Consider the following 21,560-nt stretch of genomic DNA (forward strand, 5'->3'; position numbering starts at 1 on the left):
CGCGGCTACAGTATCTCGTTGCTGGTGCGGTAGGCGGTGCCTTTGAATAGGGCCAGCACTACACCGTGCTGGTTGGTGGCGCGCACCTGGTACACGCCGACTTTGTGCTTAAGGCTTTCTTCGCGGGCTTCTACCGTAATTACGTCGCCGAGCTTGCCGGCTTCGAGGTAGTCGATGGTGACGGTGAGGCCCACGCTCTGGCGGCCGTGGCTGTTGCAGGCAAAAGCAAACGCCGAGTCGGCAGCCGCGAAGGTGACACCGCCGTGCAGCGCCGCAAAACCGTTGAGCATATCGGGGCGCACCGTGAAGCGCAGGCGGCAGTAGCCGGCCCCCACTTCCTGCACTTCCAGCCCAAGCAGCTTGCTGAACGCATCATGCTGCAGCATCCGGTTTTTTACGGCCTCGGCGGTACTGCTAGTGCTGGCGGTTTCCAACAGGTGCTCCATGCTGAAAAAAGGTATGGCCGGCCGACACCATACGGCGCAGCAGCGGGCTGGCGCGGTAGCGGTCCTCGTGGTACTCGTGGTAGAGGTCGTCGAGCGTAGTCAGGACGTTTTGCAGGCCCAGCTCATCGGCCCAGGCCAGCAGGCCTTTGGGATAGTTGACGCCTTTGGTCATGGCCAGCTCCAGGTCCTGCTTCGAGGCAACGTTCAGGGCCAGCGCGTCTACGGCTTCGTTGATGAGCATGGCCAGGATACGGTGCAGCACCTGGCCGCCTAGCACTTCGTCGCGGGTGGGTTCGGGCGGCACGGCACCTTCGCGGTAGTCATAGAAGCCGCTGCCCGCCTTCCGGCCGTAGTAGCCGGCCTCAAACAGGCGCTTCTGGGTGAAGCTGGGCTTGTAGCGTGGGTCGAAGAAAAAGCTGGTGAACACCGACTCCGTGACGCGGTAATTCACGTCGTGACCGATGAAATCCATCAGCGTAAACGGCCCCATCCGGAAGCCGCCCAGCTCAGTCATGGCCCAGTCGATGGTTGCCATATCGGCAATTCCTTCTTCCAGAATCCGGATGGCTTCGCCATAAAATGGCCGCGCCACACGGTTCACAATGAAGCCCGGCGTGTCTTTGGTGAGCACCGGCAGCTTGCCCCAACTTTGCACCAGCGCCCGGATTTCCTCGGCGAGACCAGCGCGGGTCTGCACGGCCGGAATTACTTCCACCAGCTGCATAATGGGCGCCGGATTGAAGAAGTGAATGCCGACAAACCGCTCCGGTTTCTGGCAGGCCGCCGCAATGGACGCAATAGACAGCGAGGACGTGTTGCTGGCCAGCACGCAGTCATCGGATACCACCGCTTCCACGTCCTGGAACACAGCCTGCTTCACGGCTACATCTTCCACTATGGCCTCGATTACCAGGCCGCACTCCGCAAAATGGTCCATGTCGGAGCAGGCCCGGATGCGGCCGATGGCAGCTTCCGCGTCGGCCGACGTGATTTTGCCTTTTTCAGCCAGCTTGCGCAGGCTGGCTTCGATACCAGTGGTGGCCCGCTGCAGAGCGGCGGCATTCTGATCGAGCAGGCACACGGGGTGGCCAGCCTGGGCCACTACCTGCGCAATGCCCGCGCCCATGGCCCCACTCCCGATGATTCCGACGGTGAACTTGCTCATTGCCCGGTGAAGCTAGGTTGGCGTTTTTCAAGGAAAGCCGACACGCCTTCCCTGTAGTCGGAAGTGGCGCCGGCCCGCAGCTGAAAGTCGGCTTCGTAGCGGAGCTGCTGGGTCAGGTCTTTGCTGAACGTCACGTTCAGGAGCTGCTTGGTGTAGGCCAAGCCTTTGGTGGGCATGGCGGCCAGCTTGCGCACCAGTGTCTGCACTTCCTGCTCAAACACGTCGTCGGCAAATGCCTTGTAAATCATGCCCATCTGCACCGCTTCAGTGGCCGAAACCTTGTCGCCGGTCAGCATCAGGGCCGAGGCGCGCTGCATGCCAATCAAGCGGGGCAGAAAGTACGTCCCGCCGCTGTCCGGAATCAGCCCGATCTTGCTGAAAGCCTGGATGAAAGAAGCTGACTCCTTAGCTACTACGATGTCGCAGGCCAGGGCCAGGTTGGCGCCCGCGCCGGCGGCCACGCCATTCACGGCGGCCACCACCGGCTTGTCCAGCGCCCGAATCAGCTCCACAATCGGGTTATAGTGCTTCTCCACAATCTCCGCTACTTCCGGGCTATCCGGGCCCGTAATTTCCGCCAGATCCTGCCCTGCACAGAAGGCCTTGCCAGTACCCGTGAGCAACACAGCGCGTACTTCCGGGTTCTGCTGGCAATCCTGCAAATGCTGCTGCAGCGCCAGCGCCACTTCCTTATTAACGCTGTTGAAAACGTGGGGCCGGTTGAAGCAGATAGTAGCGACGCCGCCATCAAGGGAGAAAAGCAGTGAAGGAGTTTCGGACATGATTGGTTGGGGTGGGAAAGAACAAAATCGTTCGTCATGCTCCGGCAGCGCTCAGCACGACGTTCTTATTGATGGTGCGTCAGCTTATGCGTGGCACTTGAAGTAGTCGAAGGGCTCCAGGCAGTCGTCGCACTGGTAGTGGGCTTTGCAGGCAGTGGAACCGAACTGGCTGACCATATGCGTGTGCTCGGACTTGCAGAGCGGGCAGCGCACGGCCGTATCCTTCCCGAACAGATTGAGCATGTGGCCGGTGGCCGTGCCGTCAACAGGCGGAGCAATACCGTATTCTTCCAGCTTCTGGCGGCCGGCCTGGCTCATCCAGTCCGTGGTCCAGGCGGGGCTGAGCTGGTTGTGGATGTGCAGCTTAGTGATACCCTCCGCCAACAGCAGCAGCCGGATTTCGGTGGCAATGACGTTCATGGCCGGGCAGCCGGAGTATGTGGGCGTGATGGTGACGTGGACTTCCTCGCCCTCTACCCGCACGGCGCGCACGATGCCCAAATCCAGGATGCTGAGCACGGGCACTTCCGGGTCGGAAACGCCTTCCAGCAGCTGCCAGATGTGCTCCTCAGTCGGTGGTGCCAGTTGCTCTACCATTGCAAACCAGGATAAGTACGTTGCATGTATTGCAGCTCGGCCAGCAAATAGCCCAGATGCTCTGTATGGCGGCCATCTTTGCCACCTTTCTGCATAAACACGCCCTCAGGCACCGCCAACGTGGCTTCCTCGAACACACGAGCTACGTGAGCGTCAACCTGCTGCTGGATAGCAGAATAATCGGGCGCGAAACCGGCAGCCTGCAGGGCTTTTTCGGTGGCCGAAGGTGTGGTCAGTTCGCCGGTATAACGCCACAGGTTATCAATGGCTTTTTCTACGCGGCGGCGACTTTCCTCAGTGCCGTCTCCCAGCCGAATCACCCACTCGGCGCTCCACTTGATGTGGTAGGCCGCCTCTTTCACTGACTTCTCAGCAATGGCCGCCAGCTGCGCATCGGGGCCCGACTTGAGCTGAAGCAGCAGGTGGTAATGGAAACAGTCGTAGAGGAACTGCCGCACGATGGTGCCTGCGAAGTCGCCGTTGGGCTGCTCTACCAGCAGCGGGTTGCGGTATTCCACTGCGCTGCGCAGGTAGGCCAGATCATCCTCGGTGCGGCCTTTGCCTTCCAGCTCGGCAGCATACTGATAGTAGCTGCGAGCCTCCCCCAGAAAATCCAGCGCAATATTGGCTAGGGCCAGATCCTGCTCCAGAATGGGGCCGTGGCCACACCATTCCGATAGGCGATGGGCCAGAATCAGGCTGGTATCGGCCAGCTGCAGCACATAGGCAAACAGCTGCGCCCGGATTTCGGGGGGGGTGGCAGCTGTGGCTTGTACGGGCATCGTGGAATCCGTCATCATTACATGTGCTTGATGGAATCCGGCACCTGGTAAAAGGTCGGATGGCGGTAGATTTTGTCGTTGGCCGGCTCGTAGAAGGCGGCCGCATCGTCGGGGTTGGAGGCGTGCACATTCGTCGACTCCACCACCCAGATGCTCACGCCTTCGAGGCGGCGCGTGTACACGTCGCGGGCATTCTGGATGGCCATTTCGGCATCAGCAGCGTGCAGGCTGCCCACGTGTTTATGGTCGAGGCCCTGCTTGCTGCGGATGAAAACTTCCCACAGCGGCCATTCTTTTTGGGTCATGATTCGGGTAAATTATACTCGGCACTTGAAGCACATCCGGCGTAGGCGCGGCTTCGGCCGGATGCGCTTGGTTGTCTGACTAAGCTAGGCAGCTACAGCTTCGCGCTGCTTGCGCTGCTTGCGCTTTTCGGCGTGGGCCAGGGCAGCTTCGCGCACCCAGGCACCTTCTTCGTGAGCCTGCACGCGGGCCTGCAGACGCTCTTTGTTGCACATACCGTTGCCTTTCACCACGTTCCAGAACTCCTCCCAGTCCACGTCGCCGAAGTCGTAACCCTGCTTGGCTTCGTTCCACTTCAGGTCCGGGTCGGGCACCGTGAGGCCCAGGAATTCGGCCTGAGGCACCATCATGTCCACGAATTTCTGGCGCAGCTCGTCGTTGGTGAAGCGCTTGATGCGCCAGTTCATCGACTGTGCCGTGTTAGGTGAGTCCGCATCCGCCGGTCCGAACATCATTAGCGTGGGCCACCACCAGCGGTTCAGGCCTTCCTGGGCCATGGCCTTCTGCTCCGGCGAACCTTCGCACAGCGTCTGCATGATTTCGAATCCTTGGCGCTGGTGGAAGCTTTCTTCTTTGCACACCCGCACCATAGCGCGGGCATAGGGGCCATAGGATGTGCGGCACAGCGGCACCTGGTTCAGAATGGCGGCACCATCTACCAGCCACCCCACGCAGCCCATATCGGCCCAACTCAGGGTGGGGTAGTTGAAAATGCTCGAATACTTGGCCTTGCCGGAGTGCAGGTCGGCCAGCATTTGGTCGCGGGAGGCACCCAGAGTTTCGGCAGCCGAGTAGAGATAGAGGCCGTGGCCAGCTTCGTCCTGCACCTTGGCCAGCAGAATGGATTTGCGCTTGAGCGAAGGAGCCCGCGTAATCCAGTTGCCTTCAGGCAGCATCCCAACCAGCTCTGAGTGCGCGTGCTGCGAAATCTGCCGAATCAGCGTCTTGCGGTAGGCATCGGGCATCCAGTCCTTGGGCTCGATGCGGACATCGGCGTCAATGCGGGCCTGAAACTGTTCTTCCTGGGTGAGTTCTAGCGTTTCCATACCGGTTCAACAAAGATTAACTAACAATCGTTAGTTAAATGTAAGGAAAATTATTCTGCTGGGCAGAGCAACTTATTGGTCAAAGTCCACGCACACCTTTTCGGAGGTGGGCCGTGCTTGGCAAGAGAGTACATAGCCCTTCGCTACTTCGGTGTCGGAGAGGGAATAGTTCACGTCCATTTCCACAGTGCCTTCCGTCACGCGGCAGCGGCAGGTACTGCACATGCCGTTTTTGCAGGAGTAGGGCGCATCGGCACCGGTTTCCAATAGGGCATCCAGAATGGTGTCGCCGTAGTACGACATTTCCAGCACGCGCTTGGTGCCTTCTAGCTGCACGGTTACCTGGCTGTGCTTGTCGTCTTCGCCAGCGGGGCGCTGGGCCTGGCGGGCGGCGGCGCGCTGGGCACTGCCGGCCGAGGCAAACATCTCGAAGTGGATCTTCTCGGGGGCTACTCCGGCCTCAGTCAGCACGTCCTTCACGTCATTGATCATCTCCTCCGGGCCGCAGATAAATGCCTCATCAATCTCGCTGGCGGGCACTATCTTCTGCAGAAACAGGCGGGCTTTTTCGGCGTTGATCCGGCCGAACAGCAGGTCGGTGTCGCCCTGTTCGCGGCTGAGGATGTGGTACACGCTGAGGCGGTCCACGAACTTGTTTTTCAAGGCCTCAATTTCCTCTTTGAAGATGATGGAGTTGCGGCCCCGGTTGCCGTAAATCAGGTACACTTGGCTGTTGGGCTCGGTCAGCAGCACCGTCTTGACGATGGACATGACCGGCGTAATGCCTGAGCCTGCCGCAAACATCACATAAAGCTTTTGCTGCTCTGGGTGCAGCTCGGTGTAGAAATGGCCCATCGGCGGCATCACCTCCAGCTCCTCTCCTACCCGTAACGTCTCTACCGCCAGCGAAGAAAACCGGCCTTCCGGCACTTTCTTGATGGCCACGCGCCACTCATTATCGAGCGGGCTGCTGCAGATAGAATACGAGCGGCGTAGCTCCTCGCCGTCATGGTCGCGGCGGAACGTGAGGTACTGGCCTTGCGTGAATTTGAACGTCTCGCGTAGGTCGGCGGGCACATCCAGGGATACGCTCACGCAGTCCGGGGTTTCCCGAACGATGCTCTTGATTTTGACTTTATGAAAACGGCTCATCGGTTACTTCTTTTCCAGCCCGGTGAGGAGCATGGTGATAATATTGGCTTCCAGCTCTTCGGCGGAAAGCTCACGGCCGGGGCGGTACCACAGCTCCACCCAGCGTACCGCCGAGAGAATCGTGAACAACGCCACCGACACATTCACAGGCTGAAATTCGCTGGCTGCAATGCCCTGTTCAATGAGAGTCGCGAAGCCTTTCTCATACTGTTTGCGGGCCTGCTTGAACTCCGTTAGGGCTGGTTCGCGCAAGTATTTCCAGTCGTGGTTAGCTACTGATACGGCCGCACCATCCTCAATCATGAGGCGGATATGCAGCCGGATCAGCGCCTTGATCTTTTCGCCGTGTGCGGCCTGGGTTGCTTCAATTTCGGCGAGTTGGGAAATGTAAATGCCTGATATGCGGAAGCAGATCAGCTCCAGAATTTCGTCCTTAGACTTGATGTGGTTGTACATGCTGGCCGCCTCAATGCCTACTTCGCTGGCCAAATCACGCATGGAGGTGCCACCAAAGCCTTTTTGCTTGAACAACTTGGCGGCTTCGTCCAGAATAAGCTGACGTTTGTTGACTTTACGCGTCGGAATCATAGGTGGGAGGTAGAAGGTCAGGAGCAGGTGGCTAACGGCCTTCTAAAGATTGCGCAAATCTTTGACGCGGCTGAGTTTGCCGCCTTCACTACGCGGCAACTGCCCAAAGCCCAGCAGCGTCACTTTCATGCTCAGGCCAATGTTATCCTTGATTTTCTTGGCAAATGCGCCCTTCAACGTCTTCAGGCACTCGTGCTGCTGCACTATATCGTCGGATAGGCTTTCTAGGCCCAGTTCCCGCATTAGCACTTCGTCGATTTCCACATTCACTTCTACCTCATCCATGCTGCCGCGGCGCGAAGCCACCACCTGATAATAGGGGCTTACGTTTTCGAGGCTGTTGATGATGTCTTCAACCTGCGTGTGAAAGAAATTGACGCCCCGGATGATGAGCATATCGTCGGCGCGGCCCCGAATAGGACCCATCTTGACGTGGGTACGCTTATGGGAATGCTCGTAATAGATGTTGGTGATGTCGCCGGTCCAGTAGCGCAGAATGGGCATGGCCTTTTTGGTGAGCGTCGTGAGTACCAGCACACCCATCTCTCCCTCCGCTACCGGCTCCCCGGTCTCCTGATGCACAATTTCGGGGTAGAAATGGTCTTCCCATATGTAGCTGCCCGTGCCTTGCTCATCCACATCCTCCTGCGATACGCCCGGTCCCATGATTTCGCTCAAACCGTAGATGTTAGAGGCCCGCACGTTCAAACCTTGCTGTATCTGCCCCCGGATGGCCTCGCTCCATGGCTCGGCCCCCAGCACCGCAAACTGCAGATTAATTGCATCCAGCGGAATACTGCGGCGCTTCAACTCCTCGGCCAACACCTGCGCATAGGAAGGCGTGGCGCAGATAACTTCCGGTTGAAAATCCTGCAGCAACTGCAGTTGCCGGTCTGTGCTGCCCCCCGATATGGGAATCACCGTCATACCAAGCTTTTCAGCTCCGTAATGAATTCCCATACCACCCGTAAACAGGCCGTAGCCGTAGGCATTCTGCATCTTCATGCCCGGCCGGCAACCGGCCGCGGCCAAAGAGCGGGCTACAACTTCCGAGAAAATCTCTAGGTCGGCGGCGGTATAGCCACCTACTGTGGCTTTACCGGTAGTACCGCTTGAGCAGTGCAGACGCGCCACCTCCGGCTGAGGCACAGCAAACAGCCCAAAAGGATAGTTATTCCGGAAGTCAGATTTCTTGGTAAAACCAAGCTTTGGCAGCTCCTCCAGCCCCTTGAACGTTGCCGGGTTGACTCCCAGCGCATCAAACTTCTGCTGATAGAACGGCACACGCTGATAGACATACGCTACCTGCTCTTTCAGACGAGTATTTTGTAAGGCTCGGAGTTGTGGCAGCGGCAGGCGCTCTATGTCAGGATTGAACAGCATAAGGGCGGATTCAAAAGGAACTGTTAGTTAAAGGTAAAAACAAGTAACCGCAGAAACAAACGTTTGTTAGTTTGTGTAGTTTTTTGCCTTGAATCTTATTTACTTCAGACAACTACATACTCAGCAGGAAAATAATATCTCTCAATATCTTCTGAAATACAGCACATTGAGTGAACACTAACCTAAAAAAAGCAAACACTCACTAGTATTCTAAAATGTTTGCTTAATATTGTCCCGTCATCAGGCAGCTAATCCCCCCGGCTATCTGATGGCCAATTCCCACGCCCCGTTTACCAGATGAACTCCCACCCCATCTGGCCCCCTGTTCTTCGATGACCTTCCGGTTTCGAAAATCCCACCCCGGCCGAACCAGTCTAACTGGTTCGGCCGGTTTGCGTTTGGCGTTTTTACTCGCCCCGCCCATCTGGGCGCTATTTGGCTGTTTAAGCACTTCGCTTTGATGTGAGTACTTACCAACCGTAGGCAGGCAATTGCCAGAAATTTGACGGAGTACCTTTCTCGTGTTATTGCTTACCGTGCAGCAGTATGGACATAGCTACACTAGCGCGCTTCCAGGCAACTGGTTTTGCTCCGGATATGACACTGCTATATAGAGTCCTTAAATTATTTTTTCGGGTATGATAAATCCAATTGTAGAAGTAGTGGCGTAAGTGATGTCAAATAACCCACTCAACTGCTTCTACTACTTGTCATGAAAAAAAATCTGCTTTCCCTCGCTCTGATGGCGCTATTAGGCGCTGCTTCTGTTTCCACAGCCTCTGCCCAGGCCAGCATGACACCCGGCACCGTGCAAGTAGGTGGCCAGGCTATGTATCCGAATAAGAACATTGTGGAGAATGCTGTTAACTCTGCCGACCACAAGACCTTGGTGGCTGCGGTGAAGGCAGCCGGCCTTGTTGAAACGCTGCAAGGCAAAGGCCCTTTCACTGTTTTTGCTCCTACTGACGCGGCTTTTACCGCCCTGCCAGCTGGCACCGTAGAAACACTGGTGAAGCCAGAAAACAAACCTACTCTTACCAAAATCCTCACCTACCACGTAGTAGCCGGCAACATGACAGCCGATAAGATTATGGCAGCCATTAAGGGGGGCAAGGGCACGGCCACACTCAAAACAGTGAGTGGCGGCACTCTAAAAGCTATGATGAACGGCCCCAAGAACGTAGTGCTGGTAGACGAGAAAGGTGGTGTTTCTACTATCTCTACCTACGATGTCATCCAGAGCAACGGCGTGATTCACGTAATTGACAAGGTGCTGATGCCTTAGTGCATTACACACAGCTTAATCAGATCAGAAAAGGTGGCCTCTAATAGGGTCACCTTTTTTGTTATGGGTAGTCGGTACTAAGGACAATTTTGCCGCCGGGCTTCGTCGGCGTATACGTAGCCCAGACGCACAGCGCGGCGGAAAAACTCGCAAGCAGCTGGCGCATTTCCCTCCTGCTGTGCTACCCGGCCCAACAGGAAATGGACTTGGCCATTCTGGGGGTTGGCTTCCAACACATGCCGATAATCGAGACGTGCCTGCGCTAAGTCCTGCAGCTTATAATAGGCCAGCCCACGGTATGTCAGGTACTTTATCGGCAGCGGCTTGCCCGATTCGGCTCGTTGCCGCAGGCCCACGGAAAGGTCGTGGATAGCCTGCGAGAATCTTTGCTGCTCAAACAGCCGCACTTCGCCACGAGCCAGCCACGCACCACTTTGTGTTGAGTCGAGGGCTAGCGCGTAGGTGAGGCTCTGTTCGGCAGCATCCGCCTCCCCGAGTCCCGCCTGGCACTGGCCCAACCGGAACAGCAGCCGTGCCCGCTCGGTAGCCTGTTCGGTACCGGTGAGGGCAGCCAAATAATCTTCCTGTGCCGCTTTATAATTGCGGTTGACCAGTTGCTCTATTGTTGCACGGCGACGCAATGCTTCCTTGTAGTTGGGCTTAAAGCGAAGCGCTTCCGTGAAATACGCATGCGCCGTTTCCCACTTCTGTTTCCCATATGCCTGCAAGCCGTCTTCATAGTTACTCACTGCCGTAACGTGGTCCATGGTGAGCTTCACCGTCAGCACAAATAGCAGCAGCCCAGCCAGCAACCCGAATGTTAGCAGATAGTCGCGGCGGGTAAATTTGCGCTGCCGCACAATAGGGCGGTAATGCCGCTCGGCAGAACCTGCCGGAGGCCGTGTGCGCAGGGGCGCAGGTGGGGGCATTGGCACCCCATACAAATGCTGTGTAGAAGTTTGGTACTGCTGCTGGCGTACAGCCTCCGCCGCCCGCAACGCCGCCACCCGTAGTTGATGGTCGTAGGAGGCTCGTCGTGCCGGGTCATTCAGTACCCGGTATGCGGCCGTTACTGCCTTGAACCGCTCCTCATACAAACGGCTGCCGCCATGCTTATCCGGATGCAATTCTATAGCCAGCTGCTTGTACGCCCGCTTGATGTCGTGCGGTGTGGCAGTGGCGGCTACGCCTAATATCTGGTAATGGGTTTGAATCAAAATGCGGTAGATTACGGGTAAAAATACGGTAGATTCCAGACACAGTCCCGCATTTTCCGTATGAACTGGCTATCCGAAAATTCGGTTTCTCACCTGCTTTTCGGATGATACTCTGGTAACATTGTTTTCCGCAAATCCTCTCCCACCTATGGGCATTTTCACTGACGAAGACGACGCAAGCAAGACGCCCCGAACCGATAATATCATCGGCAACCTGAAAGGTTACCTTGATACCCGCATCGACCTAGTCCGCCTAGAAGTGCAGGAAAAGGTGAAAAGCGCTTTCGTTGGCACTCTGCACGGTGTGGCGCTAGCTGCCATCGGGCTGTTCTTCTTCCTCTTCCTGAACATTTTTATTGGCTTGCTGCTCAACGAAAAGTTAGATAGCACTTATTGGGGCTTCGGCATTCTGGCGGGGTTCTATCTGGTGCTGTTGATTATTTTTCTGGTCGGTGTTGATAAGAAAGCTTTTCAGGGGCTTGCTGATAAAACGCTGGACAATACCATTTACAAATCCGACAAACGTCAAGCCTAATCTAATATGGCCGAACTGACTAACCCGCTGTTTGAAGGCGAAAAGGAGTTTCTGGAGCGTCAGAAACTGGAATATGAGCGCGCGTTGCTAGGCGATGTGGAGGAAATAAAAGAGAAAACGCAACAGGTAAGCAAGTACGTAGCCATTGGTGCCGGTGTACTGGGCGGCATCTGGCTTCTATCGAAGGCGTTTGGCTCATCAAAAAAGCCCCAGCGTGAGCTAGCAGGAGGTTCTCGCCCTCGCCGGACACTACGCAAGGCACATACCACCGCTACCGACGTAGCCTCGAGTGACGACCTGGGGTTTGGCGTGGGCCAGCATCATGCTGACCGGGGCCAACAGCATGCTTCGCACGAACGGGTGCACATCGCCCCCGACGTATATCATGCCAGCGCCCTAAGCTCCGACGACCCATTCGAACCGGTGAATGCAGGCGCTATGCCCATGTCGCGGCCCGTGACCGTGTCCCATTCAGACGAGGCTTCGTCCATCATGGCCTCAGCATTCCGCTCGTTTCTGCAGTCTGACACGGGCAAGATGTTGGTAGCGCAGGCTACAGCGGTATTGATGGCAGTAGTTGCCAAAAAGATGAGTGAGTATTTGCCGATGATCAAAAATCCCGACCTTGCGACTTCTCCAACGGAGCCGGAAACCCGGGACATCGACTTTACCTATCACCACGACGACGCGAATGCGCCTCACCAGCCTCTATGATGGCCTTAGCAAACGCCGAACGCATGGCCGCAAAGCCTTAGCGGTTCTGCTCGACCCCGATAATCTGGACGAAGCAGGTTGCCGGCGTTTGCTGGAGCTGAGCGAGACTCATCCAATAGACTACTTTTTTGTGGGTGGCAGCTTGGTGATGACGACTCACCAGGCTGCCCTCATTCGTTTACTAAAGGAGCATTCAGCAGTGCCTGTGCTGCTGTTTCCCAGCCACAGCTTGCACCTCGACCCCCAGGCTGATGGTATCCTGTTGCTCTCCCTGATTTCGGGTCGCAACCCTGAATTCCTGATTGGGCAGCACGTAATTGCGGCGCCCTTGCTACGCCAGAGCAATCTTCAGATCCTGCCAACCGGCTATATGCTGGTTGACACGGGCCGCCAGACGACAGCCAGCTACGTAAGTGGCACTACTCCTCTTCCCTACGACAAGCCTTCTATTGCGGCCTGCACTGCTATGGCGGGCGAGCAGCTTGGTTTACGTCTTATCTACTTAGATGGGGGCAGCGGGGCCATGTATCCGGTATCAACGGCCATGATTCGGGCCGTACGCCAAGCCATTGAGGTACCGCTCGTTGTTGGAGGAGGCATCAATACGGCAGATAAGGCTCAGGCGGCTCTGGAAGCCGGTGCCGACGTTATTGTAGTAGGCAACCAGATTGAGAAAACGCCCGAGTTCTTAGGAGAGGTTTCCCGTGTGGTGCAAGCTTTCAATACCGTGTCTGATGCTGTAGCGCATAAGTCCTCTTGATCTTTGCCGCAAGCATTTTAGTCAACAACAGCAACGCCCCGCACTACTAGGTAGTGCGGGGCGTTGCTGTTGTTGGCTGATCGGCAGGTAATATCGATGCGGTGCTAGATATTCATTGCCGACTCGCGGCGGCGCATCTTACCGGCCGGAATACCGAACATCATCTTGAAGCGGCGGCAGAAGTAAGCCGTGTCTTTGTAGCCCACTTCCTTACCAATGTCTCGGATGCTCTTTTTGGTGGTGCGCAGCAGGAATACAGCCCGCTCCATACGCTGGTACTCGATGTAGTCCTGCGGATTGATGCCAGTCAGCATTTTGAAGTACTGGCCCACATAATCCTCACTCACGTTGGCCACGTTGCTGAGCACCTTGTTGGACAGGTCGCCGCCGATGTTCTCCTTGATGTAGTTGAATAGATCAATAAGGCGCGGATCTTTGAAGTAGGTGCTGTTTGTAGCCAACTGCTCTACAAACATCTTGTTTTTCAGGATGTAGCGCACAATTTCGACCACCAGATTCTCGGTGTAAATCGTAATCAGCCGCTCACGGCCTGGCAGCTCCTGCAGGCTCTCTTCTACCACCTTGATAACCAGGTTTGCCAGTTTCGAATTGTTCGAAATCAGGAAAGCCGGCACATCAAGCGAGGCAAAGAAGTTTACGGAATCAAATACTTTGGCCTCGAAGCTTACGAAGGAATGGCTTTCCTCAGCATCTCCGATGAGGTCGAGGTCGGAATTAGAATGGAAGAACTTGTCTTTGTTGCTGATCAGGTCATCGTTGGTGATAACCTTGCCTGACGACTCGCCATAGTTCACCTTGGTAGCACGACCACCCGGGATGAACAGCATCTCGCCTTCTTCCACTACCTGCTCCTCTTCACCAAACGTAATACGGCCCTTGTGCAGCAAAATGAGGTTGTTGCCGACATCATAAGAGTTGCGTACTGTGAATGGCTGTTGCAGTACTAAATTTTTTGCTTTGATGTAGCGCACACCAAGCGACTCTATCACTTTATTGTAATCTTCCATCTTCCAGGGGTGGTTTGCGTCCTTTGGTAAGTCCGGTGAACGGGGTGGCCGGACTTATGTAATGCAAATTAAGATATAAAAATTCACAAAAACGAAAAACCCAGCCGAATAGTGGCTGGGTTTTGTGCAATAGTTCTGACTTTTAGGCTATTCGCCTTTTATTTCAGAATTTCCCGTGAGATTACAATTTTCTGAATCTCAGATGTTCCCTCATAAATCTGCGTGATTTTGGCGTCGCGCATCATGCGTTCTACGTGGTACTCTTTCACGAAACCGTAGCCACCGTGAATCTGTACGGCTTCTACGGCAGTATCCATAGCTACTTTCGAGGCAAACAGTTTGGCCATAGCCCCGGATTTGGCATAGTCCTGATGCGCATCCTTATCATGGGCCGACTGCAGGCACAGCAAACGGGCAGCATCGATGTTGGTGGCCATATCAGCCAGTTTGAACTGGATAGCCTGGTGCTGCGAAATCGGAACACCGAAGGCTTTACGCTCTTTGGAGTATTTCAACGACAGCTCATAGGCCCCGGAGGCAATGCCGAGTGCCTGCGCCGCAATACCAATCCGGCCACCAGCTAGCACCTGCATAGCGAACTTGAAGCCGAAGCCGTCCTCACCGATGCGGTTCTCTTTGGGCACTTTCACATCCGTAAACAGCAGTGAGCAGGTGTCGGAGCCACGGATACCGAGTTTGTTTTCTTTGGGAGCAGTCTGGAAACCTTCCATGCCTTTCTCCACAATCAGCACGTTGATGCCGCGGTGCTTCAGCTCGGGGTTGGTCTGGGCTACTACCAAGTATACCGAAGCGGTAGTACCATTGGTAATCCAGTTTTTGGTACCGTTGAGCAGATAGTAGTCGCCTTTGTCTTCGGCAGTGGTCCGCTGGCTGGTAGCGTCAGAGCCGGCTTCAGGCTCCGACAGTGCGAAAGCTCCAATGATTTCACCGGAAGTTAGGCGGGGCAGATACTTGCGCTTCTGCTCTTCCGTACCGTATTTCTCCAGCCCCCAGCATACCAACGAGTTATTTACCGACATGATAACGGAGCAAGAAGCGTCTACTTTGCTGATTTCCTCCATGGCCAGCACATAGCTCACGGTATCCATACCGCCGCCGCCGTACTCGGGGCTCACCATCATGCCCATAAAGCCCAGTTCGCCCATCTTCTTGATTTGCTCGGCCGGGAATTTCTGGTGTTCGTCGCGCTCAATTACGCCGGCCCAAAGCTCATTCTGAGCAAAGTCGCGGGCGGCTGCCTGTACGGCAAGTTGTTCTTCGGTAAGCTGGAAATCCATGCGGACGGGGCTTGGGGTGGGATGGGGAAAAGATCAGACTAAGGCCGGCTTGCGTTGTAGCAATGCATTCTGGCGCCATCAAAATTAAATCACAAATACCGAGATGAAGCAGAAGGCCCGGATTTTTATGCCGTTTGTGGCTTCAACTGCTAAAAATCGGCTTTTGTTTTTGAACAATTCCAACCTGATAGGCCAGCAGGAAAGCAAAGCCGCCGCTTCGAAATCCGAAGCGGCGGCTTGAAACAGCATTTCAGGCGACCATGCTACTGACTAGCGCCGGTCGCGGCTGCCCATGAAGATGCTCACATAGTACAGCAAGGTCGCCAGCGAACTTAGCGCGGCCACTACATAAGTCATGGCAGCCCACCAAAGCGCATCTTTGGCCATGGCATGTTCCTGTGGCGTCACGATGCCGCGCTTGTCAATCCAAGCCAGAGCTCGTTTGGAAGCATCAAACTCTACGGGTAGCGTCACAAACGAGAATAATGTGGTGAGTGAGAACAGTACGATACCTACGCCCAGCGGAATTACGGTGGAGCGAATCATAAGTACTCCTGCCAGCAGCACGAATGGCATAAACTTAGACACGGCGCTCAGTGCCGGCACCATAGCCGAGCGGAACTGCAAGGCATTGTAGGCCGTAGCATGTTGCACAGCATGCCCGCATTCGTGAGCCGCCACGGCAGCGGCAGCGGCACTCCGCTCGGCGTATACCGCCTCGCTTAGGTTCACTGTTTTGTCGGTGGGGTTGTAGTGGTCGGTAAGGCGCCCTTCGGTGCTGATTACGCGCACATCATTGATGCCATGGTCGGCCAGCATCAGTTCTGCAATTTGCTTACCCGAAAGGTTAGACTGCAGCCCCACCTGGGCATACTGACTGAATTTGCTGCGCAGGCGCCATTGGATAATCCAGCTCACGACCATCGCCAGAATGACGATGAAGTAGATGCCGCTTGAGTTGTAGTACATGGAGAGTTTCGGTTTGTGGTTTCTGAGTCCTGACGGCGGCTCTGGCCGTTGCGCTCAGCAACCAGAAACCTTCCTCAGGAACTCCGCAAAATTCGCTCGACGATGCGTGTGGTGCTGTAGCCGGCCACCAAGGGTACGGTCAACACCTGCCCGCCGTTCTGTAACACTACCTCGTGCCCTACAATTCCACTGATGGCGTAGTCGTCGCCTTTCACCAGAATATCGGGCACGATGGCTTCGATCAGAGCCAGCGGGGTTTGCTCATCGAAGAGCACTACTGCATCCACGAACAAAAGGGAGGCCAGAACCCGCGCACGTGACACTTCGTCCTGAAGCGGGCGGCCGGGCTTAAGGCAGCTGACAGAAGCATCCGTATTGAGCCCCAGTACCAGCTTGTCGCCGAGGTGGCGGGCTTTTTCCAGATAATCGACGTGCCCCAGGTGCAGCAGGTCGAAGCACCCGTTGGTAAACACGATTTTCTGGCCTTCGGCTTTCCATGCAGCCACTACGGGCAGCAGCTCAGCTCGGCTCAGGATTTTATCTTTGGTCCACATCGGCTGGAATTTCGGTAGGCACCGCGGACAGCAAAGAGGCTTTGCGCCCAAGCCGTCCGGATTTTCCCATGCTGATAATAAAACTGATACCCCCCATCAGCACCACGAGCAACGTCTGGGCACCATGCACTACCAGCGCGTAGGCAATGCCGCCTTCTTTGCTGATACCGTACACCAGCAGCGTGCTTTGTACCAGCAGGTGAAACACTCCTATGCCGCCCTGCACTGGCGCCGCCATTCCGAAGGCTCCGAACGTGAGAACCGCTAAGGCAGCCCGCGCGCCAAGATTGTACGTTTCAGGGAAAGCAAAGAAGGCCAAGTAGTCCATCAGGAAGTAGACCAGCCACGTGAAGAACGTATGGAACAGGAACGAGCCTTTGTTTTCGAGCTTTACGATACTGAAAACGCCTGCCAGAAGCCCTTTCACGAAGCCTAGCATACGGTCGAAGACCGAGATTTTGCGTAGCCGCTCCAGGTTGCGCCACAGCAAGTAGCCAGAAATCAGTAGGGCGAGCAGCGCTACTACGGCAGCGGCTATCAGCGTATTGCTGTTGCGGGCCAGCGCGTCGGCCTTGCCCTGCAGCAGATACGTGTCGGCAAACCCCCAGAAGGTTTTGAAGTCAAGCAGCAGCACCGTTCCCAGCAGCCCCAGCAGCACCAGCACGTCAATAATCCGCTCTGTAATGACCGTACCCAGGGCTATTTGCAGCGGCACTTTGCTGGTCCGCTGCAATAGCGAGCAGCGCACTACTTCTCCTACCCGGCCGGGCAGTACCATGTTGGCCAAATTGCCTGCCATCATGGCGTGGTACACATCCCAAAATGCCGGCTTAGGCCCTTTCACAATAGGATCGAGCTGCATTTTCCAACGGTAAGCGCGGCTGAAATACCCAAGCACTGACAGCACCATCGTTAGCAGCAGCCACATGTAGTTTGCCGTGCGCACCGTTTCCGCAATGCGGCTCAGGTCCTGGCCGCGCACGGCGTACCACATCAGCAGGCCTGATACTGACAACAGCAGGGCGTATTTAAGAATATTGAGCAGTTGCTTCACAAAGGAAATATCAGTTTGGTGCACGGCTACTTTTTGCAGCAGGTAATATCAGCCGTCTTTCACCCGGAAGGAATAACTGCAAGCCCTTACCCGAGGCGGTTGTGCTGGTCAGGAAAGATAACGGTTGGTTTGTGCGCGCGGGCTTCGGCAAAGTCAATCAGCGCATAGGAGATGATGATAACAATGTCGCCGACGGCTACACGGCGCGCCGCCGGCCCATTGAGGCAAATCATGCCGGAGCCCCGCTCTCCGCGAATTGTGTACGTCTCGAACCGCTCCCCATTGTTGATGTTGACGATGGTAACCTTTTCATTCTCTACCATATTGGCAGCATCAAGCAGGTCTTCGTCAATCGTGATACTGCCCACATAGTGCAGCTCGGCCTGGGTGACTTTAACGCGGTGAATCTTCGACTTGAGGACCTCGATATGCATGAGAGAAGCAGGGTAAAAGCAAAGGCCGCAAAGATACGCAAGGTGGGATTATGAGGGCGCGAAACTGTATACCAACCACTGGCTGCTACGGCAACGCCACACGCATCCGCATCCGTTTGCTCGGCTGGTTTAGGGCTGCAGCACAATGTTATCGATGAGGCGCACGCCACCCAGATGCGCAGCCAAGCACACCACTACCGGTTGGCCGGGATGCCAGCCACTTACTGGCTGCAACGTCTGGGCATCGGCTATTTCAAAATATTCCAGTGTGAATGCAGGCTCTGACGCTATGTAAGCACTGGCAGCCTGTTGGGCAGCGGCGGCACTGGCTCCTTGCCTGAGTTGTTCCGCAGCCAGCTGCAGCGCCGCGTAGAGCCGTGGGGCTACCGTGCGCGCCTCTGCGGGCAGGCGCCGGTTGCGCGAGGACATTGCCAGACCGTCTGCCTCCCGTACCGTCGGAAACGACACCAACTCCAAATCAAAAGCTAGGTCGGCCACCATCTGCTGCACAATGGCTACTTGCTGCCAGTCTTTCTGACCGAAATACGCCTGGTGTGGGCGGCTCAGGTGAAACAGTTTCCCAACTACTGTTGCTACGCCGTTGAAGTGCCCTGGGCGGTGCGTGCCTTCCATCACACGCTCCAGTGCGCCAAAGTCGAACTTCATTACCGAAGGCTTCGGATACATTTCCTCTACGGAGGGCAGGAACAGTACGGTGCAGCCAGCCGGGGCCAACATATTCGCATCGGCTTCTGGTAGGCGTGGATACAGCCGGAAATCGTCGGGATTATTGAACTGCGTGGGATTGACAAAAATGCTGACGATTACAACGTCGCAGGCCTGAGCGGCAGCCCGCACCAGTTGCAGGTGGCCTTCATGCAGTGCGCCCATAGTAGGCACCAGCGCTAGGCGAAGGCCAGCGCGGCGACAGTTTTCGGTGTAGGCTTGCAACGCGGCGGCCGTGTGCAGTATCTCCATAGATGTAGTAGCCTGTTTGGGCAGGCTCCAAGTGGGTTTAGTTGAATTTTCGCTCAAATTTGTTTAATTTTGTGCTCCCCAACGTGTTGCCTTTCCCCAAATACCCTTTTCTGACTGATATGTCCAAGTTGAGAATCCTCTACGCGGCTACGGAGATTGATCCGTTTTTGCAAACCACCAAAGTAGCGGAATTTTTGCGGCGCCTGCCTCAGGGCATGCAGGAAATGGGGATGGAAATCCGCATTTTCGTTCCCCGCTTCGGCATCATCAACGAGCGGAAAAACCGGCTCCACGAAGTAGTCCGCCTTTCCGGTATCAACATTGCCGTTGGTGAAGATGAGAAGCCGCTGATTATTAAGGTAGCCTCTATTCCGAACGCGAAGCTGCAGGTGTACTTCATTGATAATGAAGACTATTTCCACCGCAAATCGGTACTGGTCGATAAGAACGACAAGTTCCACGCCGACAACGATGAGCGTGCTATCTTCTTCTGCAAAGGCGTGCTGGAAACGGTGAAGAAGCTGGGCTGGGCTCCCGACATCGTTCACTGCAATGACTGGATGACGGGCCTGATTCCGATGTACCTGAAAACGACCTACAAGAAGGACCCGATTTTCAAGGATGCCAAGTCGGTTTTCACGATTTACAACAACGAATTTGATTACAAATTCGAAGGTGATATCATCGAAAAAGCCAAAATGCTTGATATCGATGATGAGATGCTGTCCGGCCTGAAGACAGCCGACTTCGGTGGCTTCATCAAAGTAGGTATGGAATATGCCGACTCCGTGGTAAAGTCTGACGAGGATTTCAGCGACAATCTGAATGCCTTGTTCCTGGAGTACTCGAAGAGCAAGCAGATAGGCCAAGTAGGAGCCGACGAAAACCTACTGACTTCTTACTACGCACTGTATAATGAACTGGCCAATTAGCGCCTGCCGGCTCTCGTCGGTTTCCCTTCTTTCCGCAACGCTGCTCTTTACGGCAGCTGGCTGCGAAGACGCCAACGACTTGGGCGTAGAACTGCCTGGTACTGCTGCCGCCAACACAGAATACCGCGACTTTCCGGTTGCGGCCTCCACTGTACTGCGCGACTCGTTCGAGACGCAGAAAGCCACCCGCATTCTGGTTGGCCGGGTACGTGACAATGTGTTGGGCACGACCACGGCCACTGCTTTCCTGAACCTGAAAATCGCCCAATCGGTAGTAGCCGCTGATACGCTGCCTTCGGCGGTAACCAAGCTGACCGGTGTTGACCCCAATCCGCAACTAGATTCACTGGTTGTGGAGGCGGCTTTTGATGCTGTATACGGTTCGGCCACGACGCCACTACGCTTAAACGTTTATCAGTTGGCTCAGCCGCTAGATGACCGTCAAACGTACAATTCTGCTTCTTCCGTGGCCTTGGGCAGTGAGCTAGGCCTTAATGTTAGTACCCGGTTGAATGCCACTGCCAAGCGGCGCGAAAGAACCAATAGCAGCAGCAGCACCGATACCACTACTATTGTGGTGACGGTGCCCAATAATACGGTGCGGCTCAAGCTACACGGCGGCGGGCGAAACTTGCCATTGGCTACTGATGTCTTCTCCCTGTTGAAAGGCACCAGCTTCACACAAGCGGGCCTGACAGCCGTTTGGAAAGGCATGGCGCTTCAGCCAGCGGCTGATTTCAATACGGCTGTTGTTGGGCTGCTACCGTCTTCGGCGGCGCGTGCGGTTTTCTACTACCACTACACCAACAAGAAAAACACCGGAACCCTAAAAGGCCGGTATAGCATTGCTTTCGGTCTGGGCAGTTTCCAGAGCCGGGAGAATGCCCCGCGGTATTTCACTCAGATTGTCAACGAGCTGCCTAGCGGTTCGCCCCTGAGCCGTCTGGCTGGCCCAAGCGGGGCTGCACAGTCGGTGGCAGCGGCCGAGACAGATGGCAAAGTGTATATGCAGGGTGGCAACGGCTTCGGCGCTAAACTGGAAATTCCAGGATTGAACGAGTTAAAGCAGCTCGCGCAGCCAACTAATGGCGGCAGCCCAGCCATTGCTATCAACCGGGCCGAACTGTTGATACCAGTAAGCCCATTCGCGAACCTGCTGTTCCCGCAGGTCACGTCCGCCTACTTGTACGAAGTCAATACTGCCAACCAGTCGTTGCAGCGCACACTGCTGAACAACCGGGTAGAGCGTCTGATACTGCGGGAAGGAGTGAACCCAACGGGGGCCGGCCTCTCCTCTATCGTGGACGACCAATACGGCACGGGCTACTATCAGAACGCTGCTTCCGCAACTCTCAACGATCCGCTCAATACGTTCTATACGATGAGCATCACCAGCTACGTGCAGGCTTACGTTTATGATAAGCTGGGCGGGCCCACCCCAGCGGCCTTCGTGCTGTCGCCTTTCTTGCGGAACTCCTACGGCTTGGACCTCAACCGGGCTGTGCTGGATGGCAGCAACATCAAGCTGCGGGTTTACTATTCGAAGTTGCGCTAACTT

At 55.6% G+C, this 21,560-nt stretch carries 24 protein-coding genes; 6 read left to right on the forward strand and 18 right to left on the reverse strand.

Translation table 11 applies throughout. The features are described 5' to 3' along the window. Positions 1-5: 5 nt before the first annotated feature. The 10 genes from paaI to H4317_RS19210 all read right to left on the reverse strand — a co-directional run bounded on the left by paaI (position 6) and on the right by H4317_RS19210 (position 8,244). Positions 6-446, reverse strand: a complete 441-nt coding sequence (gene paaI, locus H4317_RS19165; RefSeq protein ID WP_185888143.1) for a hydroxyphenylacetyl-CoA thioesterase PaaI — start codon at positions 444-446, stop codon at positions 6-8. After that, on the reverse strand, positions 415-1,611 hold the full coding sequence (locus H4317_RS19170) for a 3-hydroxyacyl-CoA dehydrogenase NAD-binding domain-containing protein (RefSeq protein WP_185888144.1): 1,197 nt from the start codon (positions 1,609-1,611) through the stop codon (positions 415-417). The genes paaI and H4317_RS19170 overlap by 32 nt, the downstream gene beginning before the upstream one ends. Then, positions 1,608-2,393, reverse strand: a complete 786-nt coding sequence (locus tag H4317_RS19175) for an enoyl-CoA hydratase-related protein (protein WP_185888145.1) — start codon at positions 2,391-2,393, stop codon at positions 1,608-1,610. The genes H4317_RS19170 and H4317_RS19175 overlap by 4 nt, the downstream gene beginning before the upstream one ends. Positions 2,394-2,477: 84 nt before the next feature. Then, positions 2,478-2,990 carry a 1,2-phenylacetyl-CoA epoxidase subunit PaaD gene (gene paaD, locus H4317_RS19180; RefSeq protein WP_185888146.1) on the reverse strand — a complete coding sequence of 171 codons (513 nt, stop codon included), beginning with the start codon at positions 2,988-2,990 and terminating at the stop codon, positions 2,478-2,480. Beyond that, positions 2,984-3,790, reverse strand: a complete 807-nt coding sequence (gene paaC / locus H4317_RS19185) for a 1,2-phenylacetyl-CoA epoxidase subunit PaaC (protein ID WP_221899175.1) — start codon at positions 3,788-3,790, stop codon at positions 2,984-2,986. Before paaC ends, paaD begins: the two co-directional genes overlap by 7 nt. After that, positions 3,790-4,077 (reverse strand): 1,2-phenylacetyl-CoA epoxidase subunit PaaB, encoded by a 288-nt coding sequence (paaB, locus tag H4317_RS19190; RefSeq protein ID WP_073281021.1) that lies wholly within the window; start codon positions 4,075-4,077, stop codon positions 3,790-3,792. The genes paaC and paaB overlap by 1 nt, the downstream gene beginning before the upstream one ends. 84 nt (positions 4,078-4,161) lie before the next feature. After that, complete coding sequence (gene paaA / locus H4317_RS19195; RefSeq protein WP_185888147.1) at positions 4,162-5,121, reverse strand: 1,2-phenylacetyl-CoA epoxidase subunit PaaA; 960 nt, start codon at positions 5,119-5,121, stop codon at positions 4,162-4,164. Between the two features lie 72 nt (positions 5,122-5,193). Further along, positions 5,194-6,273, reverse strand: a complete 1,080-nt coding sequence (gene paaE / locus H4317_RS19200) for a 1,2-phenylacetyl-CoA epoxidase subunit PaaE (protein ID WP_185888148.1) — start codon at positions 6,271-6,273, stop codon at positions 5,194-5,196. A 3-nt stretch (positions 6,274-6,276) separates the two neighbouring features. Continuing rightward, positions 6,277-6,861 carry a TetR/AcrR family transcriptional regulator gene (locus H4317_RS19205; RefSeq protein WP_185888149.1) on the reverse strand — a complete coding sequence of 195 codons (585 nt, stop codon included), beginning with the start codon at positions 6,859-6,861 and terminating at the stop codon, positions 6,277-6,279. A 42-nt stretch (positions 6,862-6,903) separates the two neighbouring features. Further along, positions 6,904-8,244, reverse strand: coding sequence for a phenylacetate--CoA ligase family protein (locus H4317_RS19210; RefSeq protein ID WP_185888150.1), 1,341 nt, complete (start codon positions 8,242-8,244; stop codon positions 6,904-6,906). A gap of 712 nt (positions 8,245-8,956) precedes the next feature. Here H4317_RS19210 and H4317_RS19215 point away from each other — a divergent pair. Further along, on the forward strand, positions 8,957-9,529 hold the full coding sequence (locus tag H4317_RS19215; RefSeq protein WP_185888151.1) for a fasciclin domain-containing protein: 573 nt from the start codon (positions 8,957-8,959) through the stop codon (positions 9,527-9,529). A 77-nt stretch (positions 9,530-9,606) separates the two neighbouring features. On the opposite strand, the gene H4317_RS19220 is transcribed toward H4317_RS19215, so the two are convergent. Further along, positions 9,607-10,746, reverse strand: coding sequence for a J domain-containing protein (locus H4317_RS19220; protein WP_185888152.1), 1,140 nt, complete (start codon positions 10,744-10,746; stop codon positions 9,607-9,609). A gap of 148 nt (positions 10,747-10,894) precedes the next feature. Here H4317_RS19220 and H4317_RS19225 point away from each other — a divergent pair, with 148 nt between their 5' ends. From H4317_RS19225 to H4317_RS19235, 3 genes are read left to right on the forward strand one after another with little or no spacing between them, the layout of a single operon-like run. After that, the gene (locus H4317_RS19225; RefSeq protein WP_185888153.1) at positions 10,895-11,281 is read left to right on the forward strand and encodes a phage holin family protein; all 387 of its coding nucleotides are present in this window, start codon (positions 10,895-10,897) and stop codon (positions 11,279-11,281) included. Between the two features lie 6 nt (positions 11,282-11,287). Then, positions 11,288-11,995, forward strand: coding sequence for a hypothetical protein (locus H4317_RS19230; RefSeq protein WP_185888154.1), 708 nt, complete (start codon positions 11,288-11,290; stop codon positions 11,993-11,995). Then, positions 11,973-12,755, forward strand: a complete 783-nt coding sequence (locus H4317_RS19235; protein WP_185888155.1) for a phosphoglycerol geranylgeranyltransferase — start codon at positions 11,973-11,975, stop codon at positions 12,753-12,755. The genes H4317_RS19230 and H4317_RS19235 overlap by 23 nt, the downstream gene beginning before the upstream one ends. A 104-nt stretch (positions 12,756-12,859) precedes the next feature. Here the strand turns inward: H4317_RS19235 and H4317_RS19240 are convergent, their stop codons facing one another. From H4317_RS19240 to panC, 7 genes are all read right to left on the reverse strand, one after another. Continuing rightward, positions 12,860-13,783, reverse strand: a complete 924-nt coding sequence (locus H4317_RS19240) for a helix-turn-helix domain-containing protein (protein WP_185888156.1) — start codon at positions 13,781-13,783, stop codon at positions 12,860-12,862. Between the two features lie 158 nt (positions 13,784-13,941). Further along, positions 13,942-15,081 (reverse strand): acyl-CoA dehydrogenase, encoded by a 1,140-nt coding sequence (locus H4317_RS19245; protein WP_185888157.1) that lies wholly within the window; start codon positions 15,079-15,081, stop codon positions 13,942-13,944. A gap of 270 nt (positions 15,082-15,351) precedes the next feature. Further along, positions 15,352-16,050, reverse strand: a complete 699-nt coding sequence (locus H4317_RS19250) for a zinc metallopeptidase (RefSeq protein WP_185888158.1) — start codon at positions 16,048-16,050, stop codon at positions 15,352-15,354. Between the two features lie 74 nt (positions 16,051-16,124). Next, positions 16,125-16,604, reverse strand: coding sequence for a D-glycero-beta-D-manno-heptose 1-phosphate adenylyltransferase (gene rfaE2, locus H4317_RS19255; protein WP_185888159.1), 480 nt, complete (start codon positions 16,602-16,604; stop codon positions 16,125-16,127). Then, on the reverse strand, positions 16,588-17,682 hold the full coding sequence (locus H4317_RS19260) for a lysylphosphatidylglycerol synthase transmembrane domain-containing protein (RefSeq protein ID WP_185888160.1): 1,095 nt from the start codon (positions 17,680-17,682) through the stop codon (positions 16,588-16,590). Before H4317_RS19260 ends, rfaE2 begins: the two co-directional genes overlap by 17 nt. Before the next feature lie 62 nt (positions 17,683-17,744). Further along, positions 17,745-18,092: an aspartate 1-decarboxylase gene (gene panD, locus H4317_RS19265; protein ID WP_185888161.1), complete on the reverse strand. Its 348-nt coding sequence runs from the start codon at positions 18,090-18,092 to the stop codon at positions 17,745-17,747. Positions 18,093-18,221: 129 nt separating this feature from the next. Next, complete coding sequence (gene panC / locus H4317_RS19270) at positions 18,222-19,070, reverse strand: pantoate--beta-alanine ligase (protein ID WP_185888162.1); 849 nt, start codon at positions 19,068-19,070, stop codon at positions 18,222-18,224. A gap of 119 nt (positions 19,071-19,189) precedes the next feature. Here panC and H4317_RS19275 point away from each other — a divergent pair, with 119 nt between their 5' ends. Further along, entirely contained in the window at positions 19,190-20,002 is an 813-nt protein-coding gene (locus H4317_RS19275) for a glycogen/starch synthase (protein ID WP_185888163.1), read from the forward strand. Beyond that, entirely contained in the window at positions 19,986-21,557 is a 1,572-nt protein-coding gene (locus H4317_RS19280; protein ID WP_185888164.1) for a DUF4270 family protein, read from the forward strand. Before H4317_RS19275 ends, H4317_RS19280 begins: the two co-directional genes overlap by 17 nt. The last annotated feature ends 3 nt before the right edge of the window (positions 21,558-21,560 follow it).

The sequence above is a fragment of the Hymenobacter sediminicola genome (genome assembly GCF_014250515.1).
Classification (GTDB): domain Bacteria; phylum Bacteroidota; class Bacteroidia; order Cytophagales; family Hymenobacteraceae; genus Hymenobacter; species Hymenobacter sediminicola.